The sequence below is a fragment of the Streptomyces albicerus genome (genome assembly GCF_008905045.1).
GTDB classification, from domain to species: Bacteria; Actinomycetota; Actinomycetes; order Streptomycetales; family Streptomycetaceae; genus Streptomyces; species Streptomyces albicerus.
Genome location: NZ_VWMY01000042.1, coordinates 87,548 through 106,327 on the forward strand (window position 1 = coordinate 87,548; position 18,780 = coordinate 106,327).

At 70.9% G+C, this 18,780-nt stretch carries 14 protein-coding genes; 5 read left to right on the forward strand and 9 right to left on the reverse strand.

The genetic code is table 11. The features are described 5' to 3' along the window. Nucleotides 1-10: 10 nt before the first annotated feature. Genes GAS53_RS33895 through GAS53_RS33905 form a run of 3 tightly spaced genes read right to left on the reverse strand, consistent with a single transcriptional unit; the run spans nt 11 to nt 3,794 of the window. Nucleotides 11-496, reverse strand: a complete 486-nt coding sequence (locus GAS53_RS33895; protein WP_192583394.1) for an HD domain-containing protein — start codon at nt 494-496, stop codon at nt 11-13. Continuing rightward, nucleotides 493-2,955 carry an ABC transporter permease gene (locus GAS53_RS33900; RefSeq protein WP_151481580.1) on the reverse strand — a complete coding sequence of 821 codons (2,463 nt, stop codon included), beginning with the start codon at nt 2,953-2,955 and terminating at the stop codon, nt 493-495. Before GAS53_RS33900 ends, GAS53_RS33895 begins: the two co-directional genes overlap by 4 nt. After that, a complete protein-coding gene (locus GAS53_RS33905) occupies nt 2,955-3,794 on the reverse strand; it encodes an ABC transporter ATP-binding protein (RefSeq protein ID WP_151481581.1) in 840 nt (279 codons plus the stop codon). The genes GAS53_RS33900 and GAS53_RS33905 overlap by 1 nt, the downstream gene beginning before the upstream one ends. A 344-nt stretch (nt 3,795-4,138) precedes the next feature. Here GAS53_RS33905 and GAS53_RS33910 point away from each other — a divergent pair, with 344 nt between their 5' ends. Beyond that, the gene (locus GAS53_RS33910; RefSeq protein WP_151481582.1) at nt 4,139-5,377 is read left to right on the forward strand and encodes a cation:proton antiporter; all 1,239 of its coding nucleotides are present in this window, start codon (nt 4,139-4,141) and stop codon (nt 5,375-5,377) included. Nucleotides 5,378-5,548: 171 nt separating this feature from the next. On the opposite strand, the gene GAS53_RS33915 is transcribed toward GAS53_RS33910, so the two are convergent. Further along, the gene (locus GAS53_RS33915; protein WP_151481583.1) at nt 5,549-6,730 is read right to left on the reverse strand and encodes a PP2C family protein-serine/threonine phosphatase; all 1,182 of its coding nucleotides are present in this window, start codon (nt 6,728-6,730) and stop codon (nt 5,549-5,551) included. Between the two features lie 185 nt (nt 6,731-6,915). On the opposite strand from GAS53_RS33915, the gene GAS53_RS33920 reads away from it, so the two are divergent. Then, nucleotides 6,916-8,151: a GNAT family N-acetyltransferase gene (locus GAS53_RS33920; RefSeq protein ID WP_151481584.1), complete on the forward strand. Its 1,236-nt coding sequence runs from the start codon at nt 6,916-6,918 to the stop codon at nt 8,149-8,151. Nucleotides 8,152-8,196: 45 nt separating this feature from the next. On the opposite strand, the gene GAS53_RS33925 is transcribed toward GAS53_RS33920, so the two are convergent. Together GAS53_RS33925 and GAS53_RS33935 are read right to left on the reverse strand one after the other, a co-directional pair. Then, nucleotides 8,197-9,006 (reverse strand): Fpg/Nei family DNA glycosylase, encoded by an 810-nt coding sequence (locus GAS53_RS33925; RefSeq protein WP_151481585.1) that lies wholly within the window; start codon nt 9,004-9,006, stop codon nt 8,197-8,199. 254 nt (nt 9,007-9,260) lie between these two features. Beyond that, the gene (locus tag GAS53_RS33935; protein WP_151481587.1) at nt 9,261-9,746 is read right to left on the reverse strand and encodes a ribose-5-phosphate isomerase; all 486 of its coding nucleotides are present in this window, start codon (nt 9,744-9,746) and stop codon (nt 9,261-9,263) included. Nucleotides 9,747-10,080: 334 nt separating this feature from the next. Here GAS53_RS33935 and GAS53_RS33940 point away from each other — a divergent pair, with 334 nt between their 5' ends. Next, entirely contained in the window at nt 10,081-11,547 is a 1,467-nt protein-coding gene (locus tag GAS53_RS33940) for an amino acid permease (protein ID WP_151481588.1), read from the forward strand. A 116-nt stretch (nt 11,548-11,663) separates the two neighbouring features. Here GAS53_RS33940 and GAS53_RS56800 read toward each other — a convergent pair whose 3' ends face one another. Continuing rightward, nucleotides 11,664-14,132, reverse strand: coding sequence for a serine/threonine-protein kinase (locus GAS53_RS56800; protein WP_404829365.1), 2,469 nt, complete (start codon nt 14,130-14,132; stop codon nt 11,664-11,666). 238 nt (nt 14,133-14,370) lie between these two features. Between GAS53_RS56800 and GAS53_RS33950 the strand changes: the two genes are divergently transcribed. Continuing rightward, nucleotides 14,371-15,123 (forward strand): LPXTG cell wall anchor domain-containing protein, encoded by a 753-nt coding sequence (locus tag GAS53_RS33950; RefSeq protein WP_151481589.1) that lies wholly within the window; start codon nt 14,371-14,373, stop codon nt 15,121-15,123. 82 nt (nt 15,124-15,205) lie between these two features. Here the strand turns inward: GAS53_RS33950 and GAS53_RS33955 are convergent, their stop codons facing one another. Then, on the reverse strand, nt 15,206-16,252 hold the full coding sequence (locus GAS53_RS33955) for a serine/threonine-protein kinase (RefSeq protein WP_151481590.1): 1,047 nt from the start codon (nt 16,250-16,252) through the stop codon (nt 15,206-15,208). 277 nt (nt 16,253-16,529) lie between these two features. On the opposite strand from GAS53_RS33955, the gene GAS53_RS33960 reads away from it, so the two are divergent. After that, entirely contained in the window at nt 16,530-17,918 is a 1,389-nt protein-coding gene (locus GAS53_RS33960; RefSeq protein ID WP_151481599.1) for an FAD-binding oxidoreductase, read from the forward strand. Here GAS53_RS33960 and GAS53_RS33965 read toward each other — a convergent pair. Next, nucleotides 17,902-18,483, reverse strand: a complete 582-nt coding sequence (locus GAS53_RS33965) for a biotin transporter BioY (RefSeq protein ID WP_151481591.1) — start codon at nt 18,481-18,483, stop codon at nt 17,902-17,904. The genes GAS53_RS33960 and GAS53_RS33965 overlap by 17 nt on opposite strands. Nucleotides 18,484-18,780 lie beyond the last annotated feature (297 nt).

An 18,780-nucleotide genomic window follows, 5' to 3' on the forward strand; every position in this document is an offset into this window, starting at 1 on the left:
GCTGCGCCCCTTATTGGGCCTCGGGCAGGCCCAGGAGGGCGCGCATCCTCGCGTACTTCTGGGTCAGGCGGGCCCGTGTCGGATCGTCGAGGGCCGCCAGGCGCTCCCGGTTCGCGTTGTGGGCGAGGTCGGACTCCTTCACCAGCAGGGCTCCCTCAGTGGCCAGGATGCGCCCGGCGTACGCCTCCGGGGGCTCGCCCGGCCGCTTGGTGAGGGCCAGCACGATGTCCTTCGTACGCCGGGACAGCGCGGCCTCGTCGCGCAGCCACTCCTCGGAGACCGCGTCGTCCTCGACGGCGTCGTGCAGCCAGGCGGCGGCGATCTGCTCCTCGTCGCCGCCCCGGGCGCGCACCCCCTCGGCCACCGCCTGAAGGTGCTCGGCGTACGGCCGGCCCGCCTTGTCGGTCTGGGCCGCGTGCGCGTTGCGGGCCAGGGCCTCTACCTCGGTGAGGGTCAGCAGCGGGTTCTCGGTCACTCGGCGCTCCTTCTCGGTCATGCGTCGAGTGTGCCGCGTATCGCCGCCCGGGCCGGTACGGTCGCCGCCGTCACTCCGAGGATCAGGACGGCCGCCGCGAACGAGCCGTACACCAGCGGGGGTATGTACGGCGCCTGGCCCGTCAGGCCCTTCATCATCGGGACGAGCGTGGCGAGGGCGATGGCCGTGCCGAGGACGATGCCGGCGAGCGCGACGAGGAGTGCCTCCCAGCGGATCATGCGCATCACCTGGCGGCGGGTGGAGCCGATGAGCCGCAGTGTGCCCAGCTCACGGCGGCGGTCGAGGACCGTCATCACCAGTGTGTTGGCGGCGGCGACGGCCGCGAAGCCGCCGAGGACGGCCGCCATGACGGTGTTCGCCCAGGCGTTGAGCTCGCGGTCGAGGGACTGGGCGGTGGTGTAGTCGCCGCGGTCCAGGACCGTACCGACCTTCGCCAGGTCGTCGGAGCTCCCGCCCTTCGTCCAGATCTCGGTGGCGAAGGCGGAGGTGACATGGGTCGCCAGATCCTCGTAGTTCATGGTGACTTGGGACAACCCCATGCCACGTCCGTACGTCGCCGCGATCGTCGGAGTCGTCTTCGTGCCGTCGGGCAGGCGCAGTTCCATGCGGTCGCCCACGCCGATGCCGGCGTTCTGGGCCATCGAGGCATCGATCGCGATCTCGCCCCGCTCCAGGGACAGGGCGCCCTTCTCGACGTCGAGGTCCTGCACTCGGGCCAGGTCCCGCGCCGAGCCCGTGACGCCCTGCGTGGAGGCCGAGTCGAGGTATCCGTTCGTCCGGAAGAGGACCTCGGTCTTCAACAGGCCGACGGCGGCGGTGACTTCGGGGGCCTGGGCGGCCGTGCGCACCGCCTCCGGCGGCAGGCCCGCGTCCGACGTCACGATGTGGTCGGCGACGATGCCGTCCCGCTGCTGCTCCTGGGTGACCCGCTCCTCGCTGGTGTGCATGAAGACGAGGACGGAGGAGAAGGCCATCGCGAGGACGATCGGGGTGATCGCCGAGGCCAGCCGGCGGGCGTTCGTACGGGAGTTGGCGGCCGCGAGCGAGGCGGAGGCGCCGGCCCCGCGCAGCGGGAGCCCGAAGAGGGCGGCGCAGGCGCGGGCGACCAGGGGGCCGAGCAGCGCCACGGCCAGCATGAAGAGCATGACGATGCCCAGCGCCGCGTTGGCCGCGTCCTCGCCGGTCAGCGAGTCGGCGAGCCCCGCGCAGACGAAGCCGCCGACGGCCGCGGCGATCCCCAGCGGCGTACGGATCCAGCCCGGGCGCAGCCGCTCCACGGACGCCTCGGTGAGCGCCTGGCCCGGCTTGATGCGGGCCGGGCGGCGGGCGGCCGCGTATCCCGCGAGCAGCGCGGCCAAGAGCACCGCGCCGACGGCCGAGACGAGCGGGATGTACGAGACGGACAGGTCGACGGCCTGTGGGATGGCGCCCTTGTCCTTGAGCTGCCCGAACCACCAGCCTGCCAGGGCGATTCCGGGCAGACAGCCGGCCAGGCCCGCGAGGGGCGCGACCAGCAGGGTTTCGGTAGCGATGGAGCGGCGGATCTGGCGCGGGGTCGTGCCGATGGCCCGCAGCAGAGCGAACTCGCGGGCGCGCTGGGCGACCGACAGTGCGACGGTGCCCATCGCCGTGAAGACGGCGACCGTCGCGGCGATGCCGCCGAAGGAGCCGCCGATTCCGGCGAGCGTCTCCTGGGCCCCGGCGAGGGTGGCGTCCTCGACGGCCCCGCGGTCGTCGCCGGTGTGGACTTCGGCGCGGTTCCCGAGGGCGTGCGCCACCTGGGACTTGAGCGTTCCGGCCGAGACTCCGTCCTTCGGGAGGACGGCGATGGCGTCGATGCGGTCGGGGTGGCCTGAGATGCGTACGGCTTCGGTGTCGGCGAACCAGGCCGTGGGGTGCTCGGCCTGCGTGAGGCCTGAGACGCGGAAGGTGCGGGGGCCGTCGGCGGTCGTGAGGGTGACGCGGTCGCCGACCGTGCTCTTGATGCCCTTGGCGTCTGCGTCTTCGGTGAGGACGACTTCGCCTTGCTGGGGCGCCCGGCCCGCGGTGAGCCGCTCGCCGGTGAAGGCGGTCGAGCCCCAGCCGTGTGCGGTGATCTCCTCACCCGCCCCGGACTGGACGGGGAAGGTGACGTCCGGGACGGCCTGGCGCGCTCCGGGCGCCGAACCCGCCTTCGCGACGAGGGAGTTGCCCAGCCGGGCCCGGTCCGGGACCGGTACGGCGTCGTCCTCGCGGCTGTCGCCGTGGCCGGTGACGAGGTGGGCGCGCTGGTCGGCGGCGGCGACCACGGGGGCGCCGGCGTAGCGCTCGGGCGGGACGGACGCGCGCAGGCCCGTCTCCAGGAGGATGCCGCAGGCGGACACGATCAGCGCGGCCATGGCGAGCGCGACGAACGTGCCCACGAAGGCGGCGGGCTTGAAGCGGACGGCGGCGCGGGCGAGGCCGTTGGGCACGAACATCAGGCGGCCGCTCGCGAGTAGGAGGGTGCCGTCAGGGCTGTCATGCGGGCGGCGATCCGGTCGGCCGAGGCGCGCTCCAGGTGGTCGGTGATCGAGCCGTCGGCGAGGAACAGGACGCGGTCGGCCCAGGCGGCGGCGGTCGGGTCGTGGGTGACCATGACCACGGTGGCGTCCAGGCCGTCCACCGCCTGCCGGAGCAGGCCGAGGACCTCGGCGGCGGTGGTCGTGTCGAGCGCGCCGGTCGGCTCGTCGGCGAAGACGACGTCGGGCCGGGTGACCAGGGCGCGGGCGATGGCGACGCGCTGCTGCTGGCCGCCGGAGAGCTGGCCGGGGCGGCGACGGGCCAGGCCGTCGAGGCCGACCTGGGCGAGTACCGCGGCCGCCCGGCGCCGGTCGGGGCGGTGGCCCGCGAGGCGCATCGGCAGCACGACGTTCTGCTCGACGGTCAGGGACGGGAGCAGGTTGAACGCCTGGAAGACGAAGCCCAGGCGTGCACGCCTCAGTGCCGTCAGCTTGTTCTCGCTCATGCCCGTGATCTCCGTGCCGCCGAGCCGGACCGTCCCGCCGCTCGGGCGGTCCAGGCCGGCCGCGCACTGCAGGAAGGTGGACTTGCCGGAACCGGACGGCCCCATCACGGCGGTGAAGCTGCCGCGCGGGAGGGCGAGGTCGATGCCGCGCAGGGCGTGCACGGCGGTGGCGCCGCGCCCGTACTGCCGCCGCACGCCCCGGAGTTCGACGGCCCAGTCCCCTGTGTCTCCTGCGTCTCCAGCGTCTCCCGCCGGGTCGGTCGTGGCGTGTACGGCGGCCCCGTCCTTGTACCGCTTCTTGCGCAGCCCCATGGCCGGGTCCGCCCTTCCGTCATCTGTCGTGTCGGTCGTCGCTTCGGTCGTCGCAGCGCTCGTCGTGGCGTTGGTCGTGGCGCTCGCTGCCGATGTCTCGAAGCTACGGATTCGGGGCCGGTCGGGACCATGAGGGCGACCGCCGAGTCGGGGTGGGGAGAACCCCACCAAGGCCGGCCCCTCGGATCACCGAGAAGTCGTTTGGTAAACTAACTACTGACGATTCCTTGACGCTTTCTTGACCGAATCACAGGCCGCCCGGGCCGAACCCCAGACCGACCTCTCGACCGATCTCTCGAACAAGGAGGAGCAGGCCCATCGGACACGCAGAGATTCTGATCGCCATGGGCGGTGCCTTTCTGGCCGCCGCCGTTCTCGCCCGCGCGGGCGCCCGTATCGGGCTCCCCACGATCCCCCTCTTCATCCTGGCCGGGATACTCCTCGGCCCGCACACACCCGGCATCGTGCTCGTCTCGGACCCGCACGACATGGAGATGCTCTCCGCGCTCGGCCTGGTCCTGCTGCTCTTCTACCTCGGCCTCGAGTTCCACATGGACGACCTCAGGGCGGGCGGGCGTCGGATGGCTCTCGCCGGGGGTACGTATCTGGCGCTGAACGTCGGCGCGGGCCTGGGCTTCGGGTTCGCCCTCGGCTGGGGCACCTCCGAGGCGCTGGTCCTCGCCGGCGTGCTGGGCATCTCGTCGTCCGCGATCGTCACCAAGGTGCTGGTGGACACGGGGCGGCTGGGCAATCCCGAGACCAAGCCGATCCTCGGCATCATCGTCGTGGAGGACGTCTTCCTCGCCCTCTACCTGGCGGCGCTCCAACCGATCCTGTCCGGCGCCGACTCCCTCGGCTCGGCCGTCCTCGACGGCGGCACGGCCTTCGCCTTCCTTCTGCTGCTCGCGCTCGCCGCGCGCTTCGGTACGCGGGTCGTCGGGCGGCTTTTCGCCACCAAGGACGACGAGTTGCTGGTCATCTCGTTCCTCGGGGCGGCGGTGTTCATGGCGGGGGTCTCGGAGTGGTTCGGGGTCGCGGACGCGATCGGGGCGTTCATGGTCGGGCTGATGCTCGGCAGCACTGCCTCCGGCGAACGCATACGCAGGCTGGTCCATCCGCTGCGGGACGCCTTCGGCGCGATGTTCTTCTTCGCCTTCGGTCTCTCCATCGACCCGGGCGACCTTCCTACGGTCCTCTGGCCGGTCCTGGCCGCGGTGTCGCTGACGCTCGTCATGAACGTGCTGGCGGGGCTGGGGGCGGCCCGGGTGTACGGGTTCGGGGCCGGGCCCGCCGCCAACATCTCCACCACGCTTCTCGCCCGGGGTGAGTTCGCTCTCATCCTCGCGACGATGGCGGCGAGCGCGGGGCTCGACTCCCGGCTGTCGCCCTTCATCGCCGGGTACGTGTTGCTGTTGGCCGTTCTTGGTCCGCTGGCGGCGGGGCGGGCGGGGTGGTTGGCTCGGGTGCTGCCTGGGGGTGGGGCTTCGGCGGATGAGTGGGGGCCGGGGGGTTCCTTTTCCCCAACCCCGCCCCTTCCCGAAACTGGGGGCTTCGCCCCCAGACCCCCGAGGCCCGTTCGTTGACCGCGGGTGGGTGGGGGCTTGTCGCGCAGTTCCCCGCGCCCCTGAAGGGGCCGAGGTCGGATCGGTCGCTGCGGGTGCGTGGGAGCTTGGCGCGCCGTTCCCCGCGCCCCTGAAGGGGCGCGGCAAGCCACGCACAATCCGCGCCCCTGAGGGGGCGCCCCGCGTCAGAGCTCAGACCGTCGTCGGGCCCGTTGTGGCTCCTTCGCGGCAGATCAGTAGCAAGGCGCGGTCGTCGTTGACGTCCTTTGCCACTGCCTCGATGAGGTGCCATGCGGCGCCGTGGAAACCGCCTGCCACGTAGCGGTCGGCCTCTCCGGTGAGGCGGTCGATGCCCTCGACGATGTCGCGGTCGGACGTCTCCACCAGTCCGTCCGTGAAGAGCATCAGGACGTCGCCGGGGCGCAACGACCCCTTCACCGGGTCGAACTGGGCTCCGTCGTACACCCCGAGCAACGGCCCCTCGGCGGCCTTCTCCTCCCAGCGCCCGCTGCCCGCGCTGAGTTGAAGCCCGGGAGGGTGTCCGGCCGAGAAGAGTTCGTAGTCGCCCGAGTCGAGGTCCAGGACCAGGTGGATCGATGTGGCGAACCCCTCGTCCCAGTCCTGCCGGAGCAGGTACCCGTTCGCCGCGGGCAAGAAGGCGTGCGGCGGCAGGGAACCCAGGAGTCCCCCGAACGCCCCCGAGAGAAGCAGTGCACGCGACGCCGCGTCCATCCCCTTGCCGGAGACGTCCGTCAGGACCACCTCGAGCGTGCGTCCGCCGTTCGTCCGGGCCGCGACAACGAAGTCACCGGAGAACGACTGTCCACCGGCCGGCCGCAGTGCCATCTCCCGGTGCCAACCCATCGGCAGCTTGGGCAGCTTGCTCTGTACGCGGATCCGTTCACGCAGGTCGAACAGCATCGTCCCGCCGCGCCGCCACGGCACCCCGACCCGGCTGCGGAACTGGGCGATCAGCAGCCCGAAGAACCCGCACGCGGCCACGACCAGCACGATTCCCGGTGTCACCCGGGAAGGGCCCTCCGTGTAAGGACCGAGCTTCACGGACTCCACGATCAGCGCTGTGGCGGCCGCGGCGTACAGCCCGAGGAGGCTCGACGGCCGTAGCAGCAGCCCGCCGGCGACGATCGGCAGGACCAGCAGAGCCGGTGAGACCCACACCGAATTTATGAGCGTGAAGCAGGCGATCACGGGAATCGTCAGGAGGAGACCGGCGAGGGCGACCCAGTCAGAGCCGTCCCCGCGGAAGTAGTCGACGGCGGATCTGCGCAGGCCGGTGCGGACCCGGTGAACTTGCTTCTTCAACCGGGCCGCGAACGTATCGGCTTCCGCGCGCCGCTCTCGTCCTGCTGCCATTAGTTCGGGACCCTATCCATCGGACCAGGTGCTTGGCACGGGAGGTCCCACTTGTCCCCCGTCCGGGGACGGAAGTCACAGGGAAGCCCGACCCTCGCAGAGCGTACGGCCGGATCAGGACCCGAGAGCGCCGGGCCGGGAGAAATACAGTCGCTCATCCCGGATTGCCCTGGTAGGCATAGGACATGACGACAGACTTGCGCGTGCTGCGCCCGGACGACTGGGACGAGTGGTACGGGAAACTGGAGCTCGCGTTCGGCGGGGTCGCGGAATCCGCCGAGGAGCGGGCGCTGTGGAGCGACCTCTCGGAGCACGAGCGGTTCATCGGGGCCTGGGACGGCGACGAGTGCGTGGCCACGGCAGGAGCGTTCACCTTCCGGGTCACCGTGCCGGGCGGGGCTTCGGTCCAGGCGGCCGGCGTCACGATGGTGAGCGTCGCCTCGACGCACCGCAGGCGCGGGGTGCTGACCTCGATGATGCGGCGCCAGCTGGACGACGTACGGTCCTGGGGCGAGCCGCTCGCCGTGCTCACGGCGTCCGAGCCGGTCATCTACGGCCGGTTCGGCTACGGCATCGCGACCCAGCAGCTGCGCGCCGAGATCGACACGTCCCGGGTGCGGCTGTCGGTGCCGGAGGGCACGGACGACGTACGGCTGCGTCTCGTGAAGCCGGACGCGCCCGAGGTACGCGACGCCTGTGAGGCCGTGTACGCGCGGCAGGTGGCCGTCCGGCCCGGGATGCTGGAGCGGCGGCCCGGCTGGGAGCGGCTGCCGCTGCTCGACCCGGAGAGCGACCGCAAGGGTTCGTCGCCGCTGCAGTGCGTGCTCGCGGAGCGGGACGGTGAAGTCGTGGGCTACGCCCGGTATTTCAACAAGCCGGACTGGGACGCGGCAGGCCCGAAGGGCACGATCGAGCTGCGCGATCTGGAGGCGCTCGACCCGGCCGCCTACGCGGCGCTGTGGCGGCTGCTTTTCGAGGTCGACCTGACGTCGACGGTGAAGACGTACAACCGGCCTGTCGACGACGCCTGGCAGCACCTCGTCTCCGACATCCGGCGGTGCGACGTGGGACTGCGGGACTCGCTCCACGTACGGCTCGTCGACGTCGGCGCGGCGCTGGAGGCGCGGACGTACCAGGCGCCCGTGGACGTCGTGTTCGAGGTCGAGGACGCCTTCTGCCCCTGGAACGAAGGGCGTTGGCGGCTCACCGGTGATGCGAAGGGCGCGTCCTGCGCGCGTACCGCCGACGCGCCCGATCTCGCCCTGTCCGTACGGGAGTTGGGGGCGGCCTATCTCGGTGGCGTGTCCCTCACCTCGCTGGCCGCCGCGGGGCGGGTGCAGGAGCTGCGCCAGGGCGCTCTCGCGGAGGCCGCGCTCGGCTTCTCCTCCGTCGTGGCGCCCTGGCTGCCGCACGGCTTCTGAGCCGTTTTCAGGCCTCCTGATCCGTTTCAGGACTTCTGATCCGTTTCAGGCCTTCTGGCAGGTGGGGCACCAGAAGAGGTTGCGGGCGGCGAGATCGGCGGTGCGGATCTCGCCGCCACAGATGTGGCAGGGCAGGGTGGCCCTGCGGTACACGTAGACCTCGCCGCCGTGGTCGTCCTTGCGGGGCGGGCGGCCCATCGCGTCCGGTTCGTGTTCCGGGCGGACCGTGTCGATGCGGTTGTTGCGGACTCCCTCGCGCATGAGCGCGACCAGGTCCGTCCACATCGCGTCCCATTCGGACCGGGTGATGTCCTTGCCCTGCCTGTACGGATCGATTCCGTGGCGGAAGAGGACCTCGGCGCGGTAGACGTTGCCGACGCCCGCGATGATCTTCTGGTCCATGAGCAGAGCGGCGATCGTGGTGCGGCTGCGGGCGATACGGGTGTAGGCGTGGGCCGGGTCCGCGTCCTCGCGCAGTGGGTCCGGGCCCAGGCGGTCGTGTATCGCCTGCTTCTCCGTGTCCGTGATCAGCGTGCAGGTGGTGGGGCCGCGGAGGTCTACGTACGCGGTGTCGTTCGCGAGTCTGAGGCGGACCGTGTCCGTGGGTGGGGGTGCGGGCGTTCCGCCGAAGTTCACCTTGCCGAACAGGCCCAGGTGGATGTGGATCCAGTCCTCGGTCTCGAAGCGGAGGAAGAGGTGTTTTCCGTGGGCCTCCGCCGTTGTGAGCGTCGTGCCGTCCAGGAGGGCTGCGGCGTCGGTGAACTTGCCCTGGGGGCTGGTGACGCGTGCCCTGCGTCCGCCGAAGCCGGCGAGGTAGTCCTCGGCCAGCCGGTGGATGGTGTGCCCTTCGGGCACGGGGGCCTCCTGGTCGGTGTGCGGGGGTGCGGTACGAGCGGTTTCCCTTCCCCAACCCCACCCCTTCCCGAAACCGGGGGCTCCGCCCCCAGACCCCCGTATCGGCCTGAACGGCCTCGTCCTCAAACGCCGGACGGGCTGGGTATGCCTGGGCCGGCCCTGGTATTCAGCCTCTCCGGCGTTTGAGGAGCGGGGGTTCGGGGGCAGCGCCCCCGAGGATGGGACGGGTAGGGGCGGCGGGGGCGAAAACGTCCCTAGCCCTGCGGGTGGTGCGGCGGAATCGCCGGGAGCTCGCCCGTGGTCTCGTACGCCGTCAGCATGTCGATCCGGCGGATGTGACGCTCGTCGCCGGAGAACGGGGTGCCCAGGAAGGTCTCGACGAACTTCGTCGCCTCGTCCTCGGAGTGCATACGGGCACCGACCGCGATGACGTTGGCGTTGTTGTGCTCCCGGCCCAGCGACGCGGTCTCCTCGCTCCACGCGAGCGCGGCCCGCACCCCGGCGACCTTGTTCGCGGCGATCTGCTCCCCGTTCCCGGACCCGCCGATCACGATGCCCACGGACTCCGGATCGGCCGCCGTGCGCTCCGCGGCGCGGAGGCAGAACGGCGGGTAGTCGTCCTGGGCGTCGTAGATGAGGGGCCCGCAGTCGACGGGCTCGTGCCCGGCGGCCTTGAGCCACTCGACGAGGTGGTTCTTGAGTTCGAAACCGGCATGATCGGAGCCGAGGTACACGCGCATGGTTCCGAGTGTGACACGCCTGTTTCCGATCGGCTCCGCCGGGGCGGGCGCAGGAAATGCGCTGAGGCGGTCGCTGGAAAAGTGTGAGTAACACTACAGATCCTCAAGAAAACCTCAAGTAACGATCTGGATTCAAAGGTTCAAGAATCCGTTCGCCTGGGATTCACTGGACCGGCTTGTGTACCCCCTGATGTGCACCGCCCGTACTCCGCTCGTACACCGCTCGTACGGGCGCCTCGGGTGACGCGTACTTCTTGTAGCCCCCATAGCCATTCCATAGCCCCCCACGCAGTCCCCTCCCCCACAGTCACCGGCGCAAAGGAAACCCCGTCCTATGACCTCGCAGCCGACCATGACCAAGGCCGGAAGCGGCCCCGGAGGCACTGGAGAACCCGGCGACGGCCTCCAGGCCGGACTCAAGAACCGGCACCTCTCGATGATCGCCATCGGCGGAGTCATCGGCGCCGGCCTCTTCGTCGGCTCCAGCTCCGGCATCGCCACCGCGGGCCCCGGCATCCTCCTGTCGTACGCCCTCGTCGGCACGATGGTCGTCCTCGTGATGCGGATGCTCGGCGAGATGTCCGCCGCGAACCCGACCTCGGGTTCGTTCTCCGCGCACGCGGACCGGGCGCTCGGCCGGTGGGCCGGGTTCTCGATCGGCTGGCTGTACTGGTTCTTCTGGGTCGTCGTGCTCGCGATCGAGGCGACGGCGGGCGCGGTCATCCTGGAGAGCTGGATACCGGCCGTACCGCAGTGGGGCTGGGCGCTCATCGTCATGGTCGTGCTGACCGCGACGAATCTCGTCTCCGTGGGCTCGTACGGGGAGTTCGAGTTCTGGTTCGCGGGTATCAAGGTCGTCGCGATCGGCGCGTTCATCGTCATCGGCGGGCTCGCGGTCTTCGGTGTGCTGCCGGGGGTCGACAGCGACACGGCCGGGCTGGGCAACCTGACGGACCACGGCGGCTTCCTGCCGAACGGGCCCGGTGCGATCCTCACCGGCATCCTGCTCGTCGTCTTCTCCTTCATGGGCAGCGAGATCGCCACCCTCGCGGCGGGCGAGTCGGAGGACCCGCAGCGCGCGGTCACCAAGTCCACCAACAGCATCATCTGGCGGATCGGCGTCTTCTACCTCGGCTCGATCTTCGTCGTGGTCACGCTGCTGCCCTGGGACTCCGAGGCCATCCAGAAGGACGGTTCGTACGTCGCCGCCCTGAACTCGCTCGGCATCCCGAACGCCGGCGAGATCATGAAGTTCATCGTGCTGACGTCCGTACTGTCCTGCCTCAACTCCGGCCTCTACACGGCCTCCCGCATGGCGTTCTCGCTCGGGCAGCGCGGTGACGCGCCGAAGGCCTTCGCCCGCACCACCGGCCGTGGTGTCCCGATGACGGCGATCATCGCGTCGGTCGTCTTCGGCTTCGTCGCGGTGTTCTTCAACTACGAGTTCCCCGACTCGGTCTTCCTCTTCCTGGTCAACTCCTCCGGTGCCGTCGCCCTGTTCGTCTGGCTCGTCATCTGCTTCTCGCAGCTGCGCATGCGGAAGATCATCGAGCGTGAGACGCCGGAGAAGCTGGTCGTGCGGATGTGGCTGTACCCGTATCTGACGTACGCGACGATCGCGCTGATCATCTTCGTGCTCGGCTACATGCTCACCGACACCGAGCACGACGGGCGCGACACGGTACTGCTGTCGCTGCTGGTGGCGGCGATCGTGGTGGGTATCGCGCTGGTACTGGAGAAGGTGCGGCGCGGGAAGGCCCCGCTCGCCCCGCTCCAGGAGGAGCCGGACGCCAAGGTCTGACGGCTTCGCCGCTCGCCTGCTTCTGACTGCTTCTACCTCTGACTGCTTCTGCCTGCTTCTGCCTGCTTTCTCGTACGACGCCTCCGCGGGACTTTCCGTGGAGGCGTCGTCGTGTCTCACAGGGGTGTGAAGCCCTTCTTGACCTCCTCGTAGACCGGGAGGGCCCGGTCCTCGATGTCCGGGTGGTACCAGGTGGTGACCTCGTAGTACTTGCCGCCGGCGTTGAAGCCGAGCAGGCGGGCGTGCCACGGCCGTCCCTTGGCCGTGACGGTGTACTCCCAGACGACCGCCGGTGCGTCGCGGAACGTGGTCTCCTCCAGGCGGATCCTCCGGTAGTGCAGGCCCTTGCTGGTGGTCTTCTCCGTCTTCTCCCACTGGTCCATCAGGTCACCGCGGGCCGGGGCCGCGTTGGCGAGGATCTCCTGTCTGCGGTCCGGGGAGGAGTAGTGGACCTCGGCGCCGCTCTGCACCACGCGTTCCCAGCCCTCGGGCGGGACCCACGCGTACATTCCGGCCTCCGTTCGGGAGCCCTCCGGGAGGGTGGGCGGGCGTGCGGTGCCCGCGACGGTGGGGGGTGGGGTGGACGGGGTGCCACCGCTGGAGGAGGAAGAGGAGGAGGACGGGGATGCCTTGTCCTTGTCGTCGGGTGATCCTCCGAGTGCCGGGATGACCAAGGCGGCGACAGCTCCGGCGACGACCACGCCCGCGGCCGCCGCGACGCCCTTGCGATTCCGGCTCCAGCCGCGGCGCGGGCCGGACGGCACGGCGGGGCCGAGCAGTTCGCCCGGCGGCATCGGTGCGGCCCTGGGCCTCGTCGGCAGCGTGTTGCTCCCTTCGGCCGGCGGCTCCATCGGATTCGGCTCCGACTCCGGCTCCGGCTCCGGCTCCGGCTCCGGCTCCGGCTCCGGCCGCTCGAGCTGAACCCCGGACGCGTGGAAGACGTGCCCCGGCGCCGCGCCCGCGGAGGGGATTTCGGGGGTGCCTTCGGGCGGGGCTTCGGAGGAGGTGTTCTCGATGTCGGGGGGTGGGGTTCCGGTCGGGCCTGTGGGGAGTGGTTCGGGGGTGGATTCCTCCGCAGTTGGGGCTGGTGCGGGGCCGGCTGCTGCGGGCGATGCCTTCGCCGGCGCCGGCGCTTCAGAGTCGGGTGCGTTCCGCAGCGTCGGCGTACGCCGCCGTACCGGCACGGCGTCCTGTATGGGTTCCGCCCGCCTCGGGGTGCCCTCGCCCGCGGACGGGGTGAGCGGCGGCTCCAGGGCGGGGATCCACAGGAACGGAGGTGTCGGGTGCTCGGCCGGGGGCGGGGGTGGGGATGGGGATGGTGTCGGAGGTACGGGGGACTCGGGGGCGACCGGTGTTGGTTGTCCGGCGTCCTCGGCCGAGGGCTGGGCAAGACCGGCGTCCGGTGTGCCGGTTCCCGACTCCGGCCCTGCTCCTGATCCCGGTTCCGATCCCGAGGGCCCGACGCCTGCCGCTGGTCCTGCTCCCGATCGGAGCCCAGTTCCCGGCCCGGGGTCTGGGCTGGATCCGGTTCCTGGGCCCGTACCTGAGCCGGAGCCCGGGCCCACGCCTATCCCCGAACCCGACCCAACGCTCACGTCCGCCCCGGAGGCCGACCCAACGCCCACGTCCGCCCCGGAGTCCGGCCCGAGGTCCGTGCCCGAGCCTGCCTCGGGCCCGAAACCTGCCTCGATACTGCCTGACGCCGACCCAGGCCCCGGTCCCGTTACCGGCGCCACCCCCTCCCCCGCGCCCGCGCCCGAAGCGGCTCCCTCCCTCTCCCCTGGGCCAAGGGGCTCAGCCGTCCCACGCCCAGCCTCCGCCCTCGTCCCCGTACCCCCGTCCACCACCGGACCGAGAACCGCGGCCAGTTCCTCCAGTCCGGGGCGGCCCGTCGGGTCCTTCTTCAGCAGGGCGGTCAGTACGTCGCGCAACTCCCCCGCCGCGGACGGAATCTCCGGCTCCTCGTACAGCACCGCGTGCAGCGTCGCGAGGGTTGTGGCGCGGGAGAAGGGGGAGCGGCCGCCGAGGGCCGCGCAGAGGGTGGCGCCCAGGGACCAGAGGTCGGACGGTGGGCCCTGGGGGCGGCCGGACACGCGCTCGGGGGCCATGTAGTCGGGGGAGCCGACGAGCATCCCCACCATCGTCAGCGCCTCCGCGTCCTGGATCGCGGCGATGCCGAAGTCGGTGAGGACGACGCGGCCCGCGCGGCGTTCGACCAGGACGTTGCCCGGCTTGATGTCCCGGTGCAGGACGCCCCCGGCGTGCACCTGGCCCAGTGCCGTCACCAGTTCGAGCCCGATCCGTGCCGTATCGCGCGGGCTCAGCGGCCCGTCCTCCGCCACGACCCGTTCGAGGGAGCGGCCGTCGACCAGTTCCATCACGATCCACAGCCGCTCGCCCTCGTCCACCACGTCATACACACGCACGACATTGGGATGGTCGATCCGGGCCGTGGCCCTGGCCTCGCGCAGGGTCCGTTCGCGGCGGGTCCGGGCGTCCTCCTGGTCCATGCCGTCTATACGCATTTCCTTGACGGCGACCGGACGGTCGAGCATTTCGTCGGCAGCTCGCCACACCCGCCCCATTCCTCCCTGGCCAATACTCTCGGCCAGCCGGTACCGGCCCGTCACCAGCAATCCCGGAATACCACCCCTCGTTATTCCCGGCACCCCATGCCCCCCTTCCACACCCACCACAGACGAAACGCAAAGAAGCACAATGGTCACACTTCGTGCCGCACCAGCATAGTGCGGAGAAATCTTGTGGTACCTCTTCAAGGACTGCGAATTCAGGCGCGGTCAGGGGGATACAAGGGGGACGAACATGAGTTCTCGTCGCACGACAGCCATCGCCGGATCGCTGCTCACCGCATCTTTCTCGGCGGTGATGATCCTTTCCTTCTCCGCCGGGGCGGACGACCAGGGGCCGATGAGCGATAAAGGGGGAAAGGTCATCGACAAGGCACCGGCAGGTGTGAAGCTGACGACGCTGCTGCCCGAGAAGATCGAGGTCGACAACAGCTCACAAGAAACGGAAATTACCGCCACCGTAAAGAACGGGGGAACAAAGGACAGCGGCGAAATCCGACTGCTTGTGGTCGGTTTTGACGGACTCTCCGTCACGGGCGTGGAGGGTTGCTCAGAAATCGCCAAGAAAGACCTCCCCGAGGGATCCAACAGTGGTTTCGCCTGTGCGATCGACAATCTCGCGGTCGGCAAGTCGAAGTCGTACCCCGTCGACGCGACCTTCGATCTGAAGAAGGAGGGCAAGATCTGCCTGCCCGTCCAGGACGCCGCCGGCACGATGACGTTCTGGCAGCAGGGCCCGGTCCCGTTCGGCGCGAACAACCCGTCGCCGAACGCCCCCGCCACACCGCTCCTGCTCGGCACCGACAACAGCCCGGTCACCCCGGGCGGGGACAAGGCGGGCGGGGACAAGGCGGGCGGCGAGGAACTGCCCAAGACCGGTCCGGCCGACCAGGTTCTGCCGCTCGGCGCGGTCGGCGGGGCGCTGATCTCCGCGGGTGCGGCGGGCCTGTGGTGGACACACCGACGGCCCCAGCGGAGCGAGTCGTAAGGCCCGCGCTCACGAGTAACACGCGTACCACCACCCGCTTCTGGGGCGCCTCCGCGGGCTCAACCGCGGAGGCGTCGCGGGCTCACCGCGGAGGCGTCGGCGTGTCCGTCGCGGGCGATGAGGACGGTGGGCGCGATGTGCCCGCGACCGTGGGGGGCTCGCTCGTGTCGGGCAGGCGGGTCTCGCCGCCCGGATCGATCGCCGTCACGATCATCACGGCGGCCACGGCCGCGGCCACGATCAGTACGAGAGCGGTGAGCAGGCGCGGCCGCCAGTCGCCGGGCGACTCGGCGGGCAGCTCGCCGGGCGAGTTCTCCGGCGAAGGCGATGCCGCCGCCAGAGGCGTCAGATACGCGATGATCTCGTCCACGCCCGGCCGGGCCCCCGGATCCTTGGCCAGCATCCTGCGCAGCAGTGGGGTCAGCGGGCAGTCCCCGCCGGGCAGTTCGGGCTCCTCGTACACGATCGCGAGCAGCGTCTCGGCGGTGGAGCCGCGGGCGAACGGGGAGCGGCCGGTCAGGGCCGTGCAGAGCGTGGCGCCGAGTGCCCACAGGTCGGCCGGCGGGCCGGGCGGGCGGCCGGTGGCGCGTTCCGGAGGGATGTATTCCGGGGAGCCGACGAGGACACCGGTCCGGGTCAGGGAGCGGGCGTCCTGGACGGTGGCGATCCCGAAGTCGGTGAGGACGACGCGACCGTCCGGTGCGAGGAGGACGTTGCCGGGCTTGATGTCGCGGTGCAGCACCCCGGCGGCGTGCACACGACGCAGCGCCTCGACGAGCGCGAGTCCGACGCGCGCCGTCTCGGTCACACCCAGCGTCCCGTCCTCGAGGACGACTCGCTCCAGGGAGGGCGCGTCGACGAGTTCCATGACGATCCAGAGCCGGTCGGCCTCCTCGGCCACGTCGTAGATCCGTACGACATTGGGGTGGTCGATGCGCGCACCGGCCAGCGCCTCGCGCCGGGCACGCTCGCGGCGGGTGCGCGGGTCCTCGGCGTCCGGGTCGCCGTCGAGCCGTAGTTCCTTGACCGCGACAGCGCGGTCCAGCATCTCGTCACGCGCGCGCCACACGCGCCCCATTCCGCCCTGCCCGACCGTCTCCGCAAGGCGGTAGCGGCCCGCGATCCGCATGCGGTTCCACCTCCAACCTCTTTCCATGACAACACAGTTCGCGGCGATCAGGGAAAGGGAAAAACGGGAAAAATCGCAGCCCGGAAAAGTTGACGGCGGATGTCAGGTAATCCGGCCAGCATGGCGCCCGTAATCGAGACCCATGAACAAGACGCATGGACAAGATCCATGAGCGAGATCGACTGCGGAGGACATCCCCGTGAGCATGCAGGACTTCATCAACCCCGACCGTCCCGACCATCCCGACCGTCCTGACAGCCCCGACCGCCTCGTCCTCATGCCCGGCGACCCCGGCTTCGAGGACGAACTCGCCGGCTTCCAGACCGGGTTCGTACAGCGCCCAGACGTCGTCTTCGCCGCCCGCTCGGCCGATGACGTGGCCGCCGCGGTCGCGTACGCCGCCGCCGAGGGGCTGCCGGTCGGCGTCCAGGCCACCGGACACGGGCTGCCGGGTGCCACGGAGGGCGGCGTGCTGATCACGACGAAACGCATGGACGGTGTGACGGTCGACGCCGAGGCGCGAACGGTCCGTGTGCAGGCAGGCGTTCGTTGGGGTCAGGTCGTCGCGGCGGCCGAGCCGTACGGGCTCGCCCCGCTGAACGGATCCGCGCCCGGCGTGGGCGCCGTCTCGTACACGCTGGGCGGTGGACTCGGCATCCTGGCAAGGGAGTTCGGGTACGCGGCCGACCACGTCCGCTCCCTCGACGTCGTCACGGCGGACGGCCGGCTCCGGCACGTGACCCCGAACTCGGACGACTCAGACGACTCAGACGACTCAGACGGCTCTGGCGACTCCGGCGACTCCGAGCTCTTCTGGGGGCTGCTCGGCGGCGGTGCGAACCTGGGTGTGGTGACGGAGCTGGAGATCGGCCTCGTACCGGTGGCGCGGCTGTACGGCGGATCGCTCGATTTCGACGGGCGTGAGGTGGATCCTGTGGCGGCGCTGCGCGCGTACGAACGCTGGACGACGACCGTCCCTGACGGTCTGACCTCGTCGTTCGCGGCCGTGCCCTATCCGGACATCCCGGCGCTGCCGCCGCATCTGCGCGGGCGGTACGTCATCTCCGTACGGGTCGCCTACACGGGTGACGACGGCGGGCAACTCGTCGCCCCGCTGCGCGAGATCGGCCCGGTCCTTTCCGATTCGCTCCGCGAGATGCCGTACCCCGAGAGCCACACCATCCACTCCGACCCGGATTTCCCGCACGCGTACTACGGGGACAGCGCGGTGCTGAGCGAGCTGGACGTGGACGCCGCGGCCGAACTCCTCGCGCTGACCGGCCCGGACGCGCCCTCGATGTACGTCGTCCAGATCAACCACCTCGGCGGAGCACTGGCGCTGGCACCGGCAGCGGCATCGGCATCGGCATCGGCATCGGGCGAGGAGTGGCCGAACGCGGTGCCGCATCGCGCGGGGCGTTTCCTCGTACGGGTCCTCGGGGGCGTCGACGACTCGGCGCGGGAGCGGCTGCACCGGGCCCTCGCCACCGTGCAGCCGTGGACGATCGGGCGGGCGCTGAACTTCGCGTACGGGGCGGGCGGTCGTACGGCGGAAGGGCTGTACGACTCCGAGACGCGAAAGAGGCTCGCCGGGCTGAAGTCGACGTACGACCCGGCGAACCTCTTCCGCGGGAACTGCAACCTGGCTGTCAGCTCTCGCGCTTGACGAACTTCCAGGCGGTGGGCAGCACGCCCATCGCCAGGGCGGCCTTGAGCGCGTCACCGAGGAGGAACGGGGTGAGGCCGGCGGCGACGGCCTGGGTGAGTGTCAGGTCGGCGGCGAAGGCCAGGTACGGGACACCGATCGCGTAGATGATCACCTCGCCCAGCAGCATCGTGCCCGCCATGCGCACGACCGAGCGGTCGGCGCCGCGGCGGGCGAGCGCGCCCACGACGGTCGCGGCGAGCAGCATGCCGAGGATGTAGCCGAAGGACGCGGTGACGCCGGAGCTGCCTCCGGCGAACCACGGGACGCCTGCCAGGCCGAGGAGCGCGTACACGGCGAGGGAGGAGAGGCCCCGGCCGGCGCCGAGCGCGGTGCCGACGAGGAGGGCCGCGAAGGTCTGGCCGGTCACCGGCACCGGGGAGCCCGGTACGGGCACGGCGAGCTGGGCCGCGAGCCCGGTGAGCGCGGCGCCGCCCGCCACGAGTGCGGCGTCCCTGACGCGGGAGGCGGGGAGCAGGTCGGCGAGGACCTGGCCCGGGCGGGTGGTGACGGCGGCGGTGGTCATGCGGACTCCGGCGGTGAGGGCAGTTGGGGACTCCGTGACGCTATCCCAGGGCGCCTGGTGCGATCACCGGCAGCGGTCCACAAAGCGGGGATCGGGGGCGTGGTGGGACTCTCACAAAGAGTGCCGTGTACACCCGCGTGGGCGTGATGCTGGTCACTGAGGTGGGGATGTTTTGTCCGGAGTGGCGGCAGGGGCGGGGACTGTAGGTTCCCGCCAAACGGTTCTCGCCCCCGCCCCCCTACCCGTCCCATCCTTCTGGGGCTCCGCCCCAGACCCCGTCGGGGGCGCTGCCCCCGA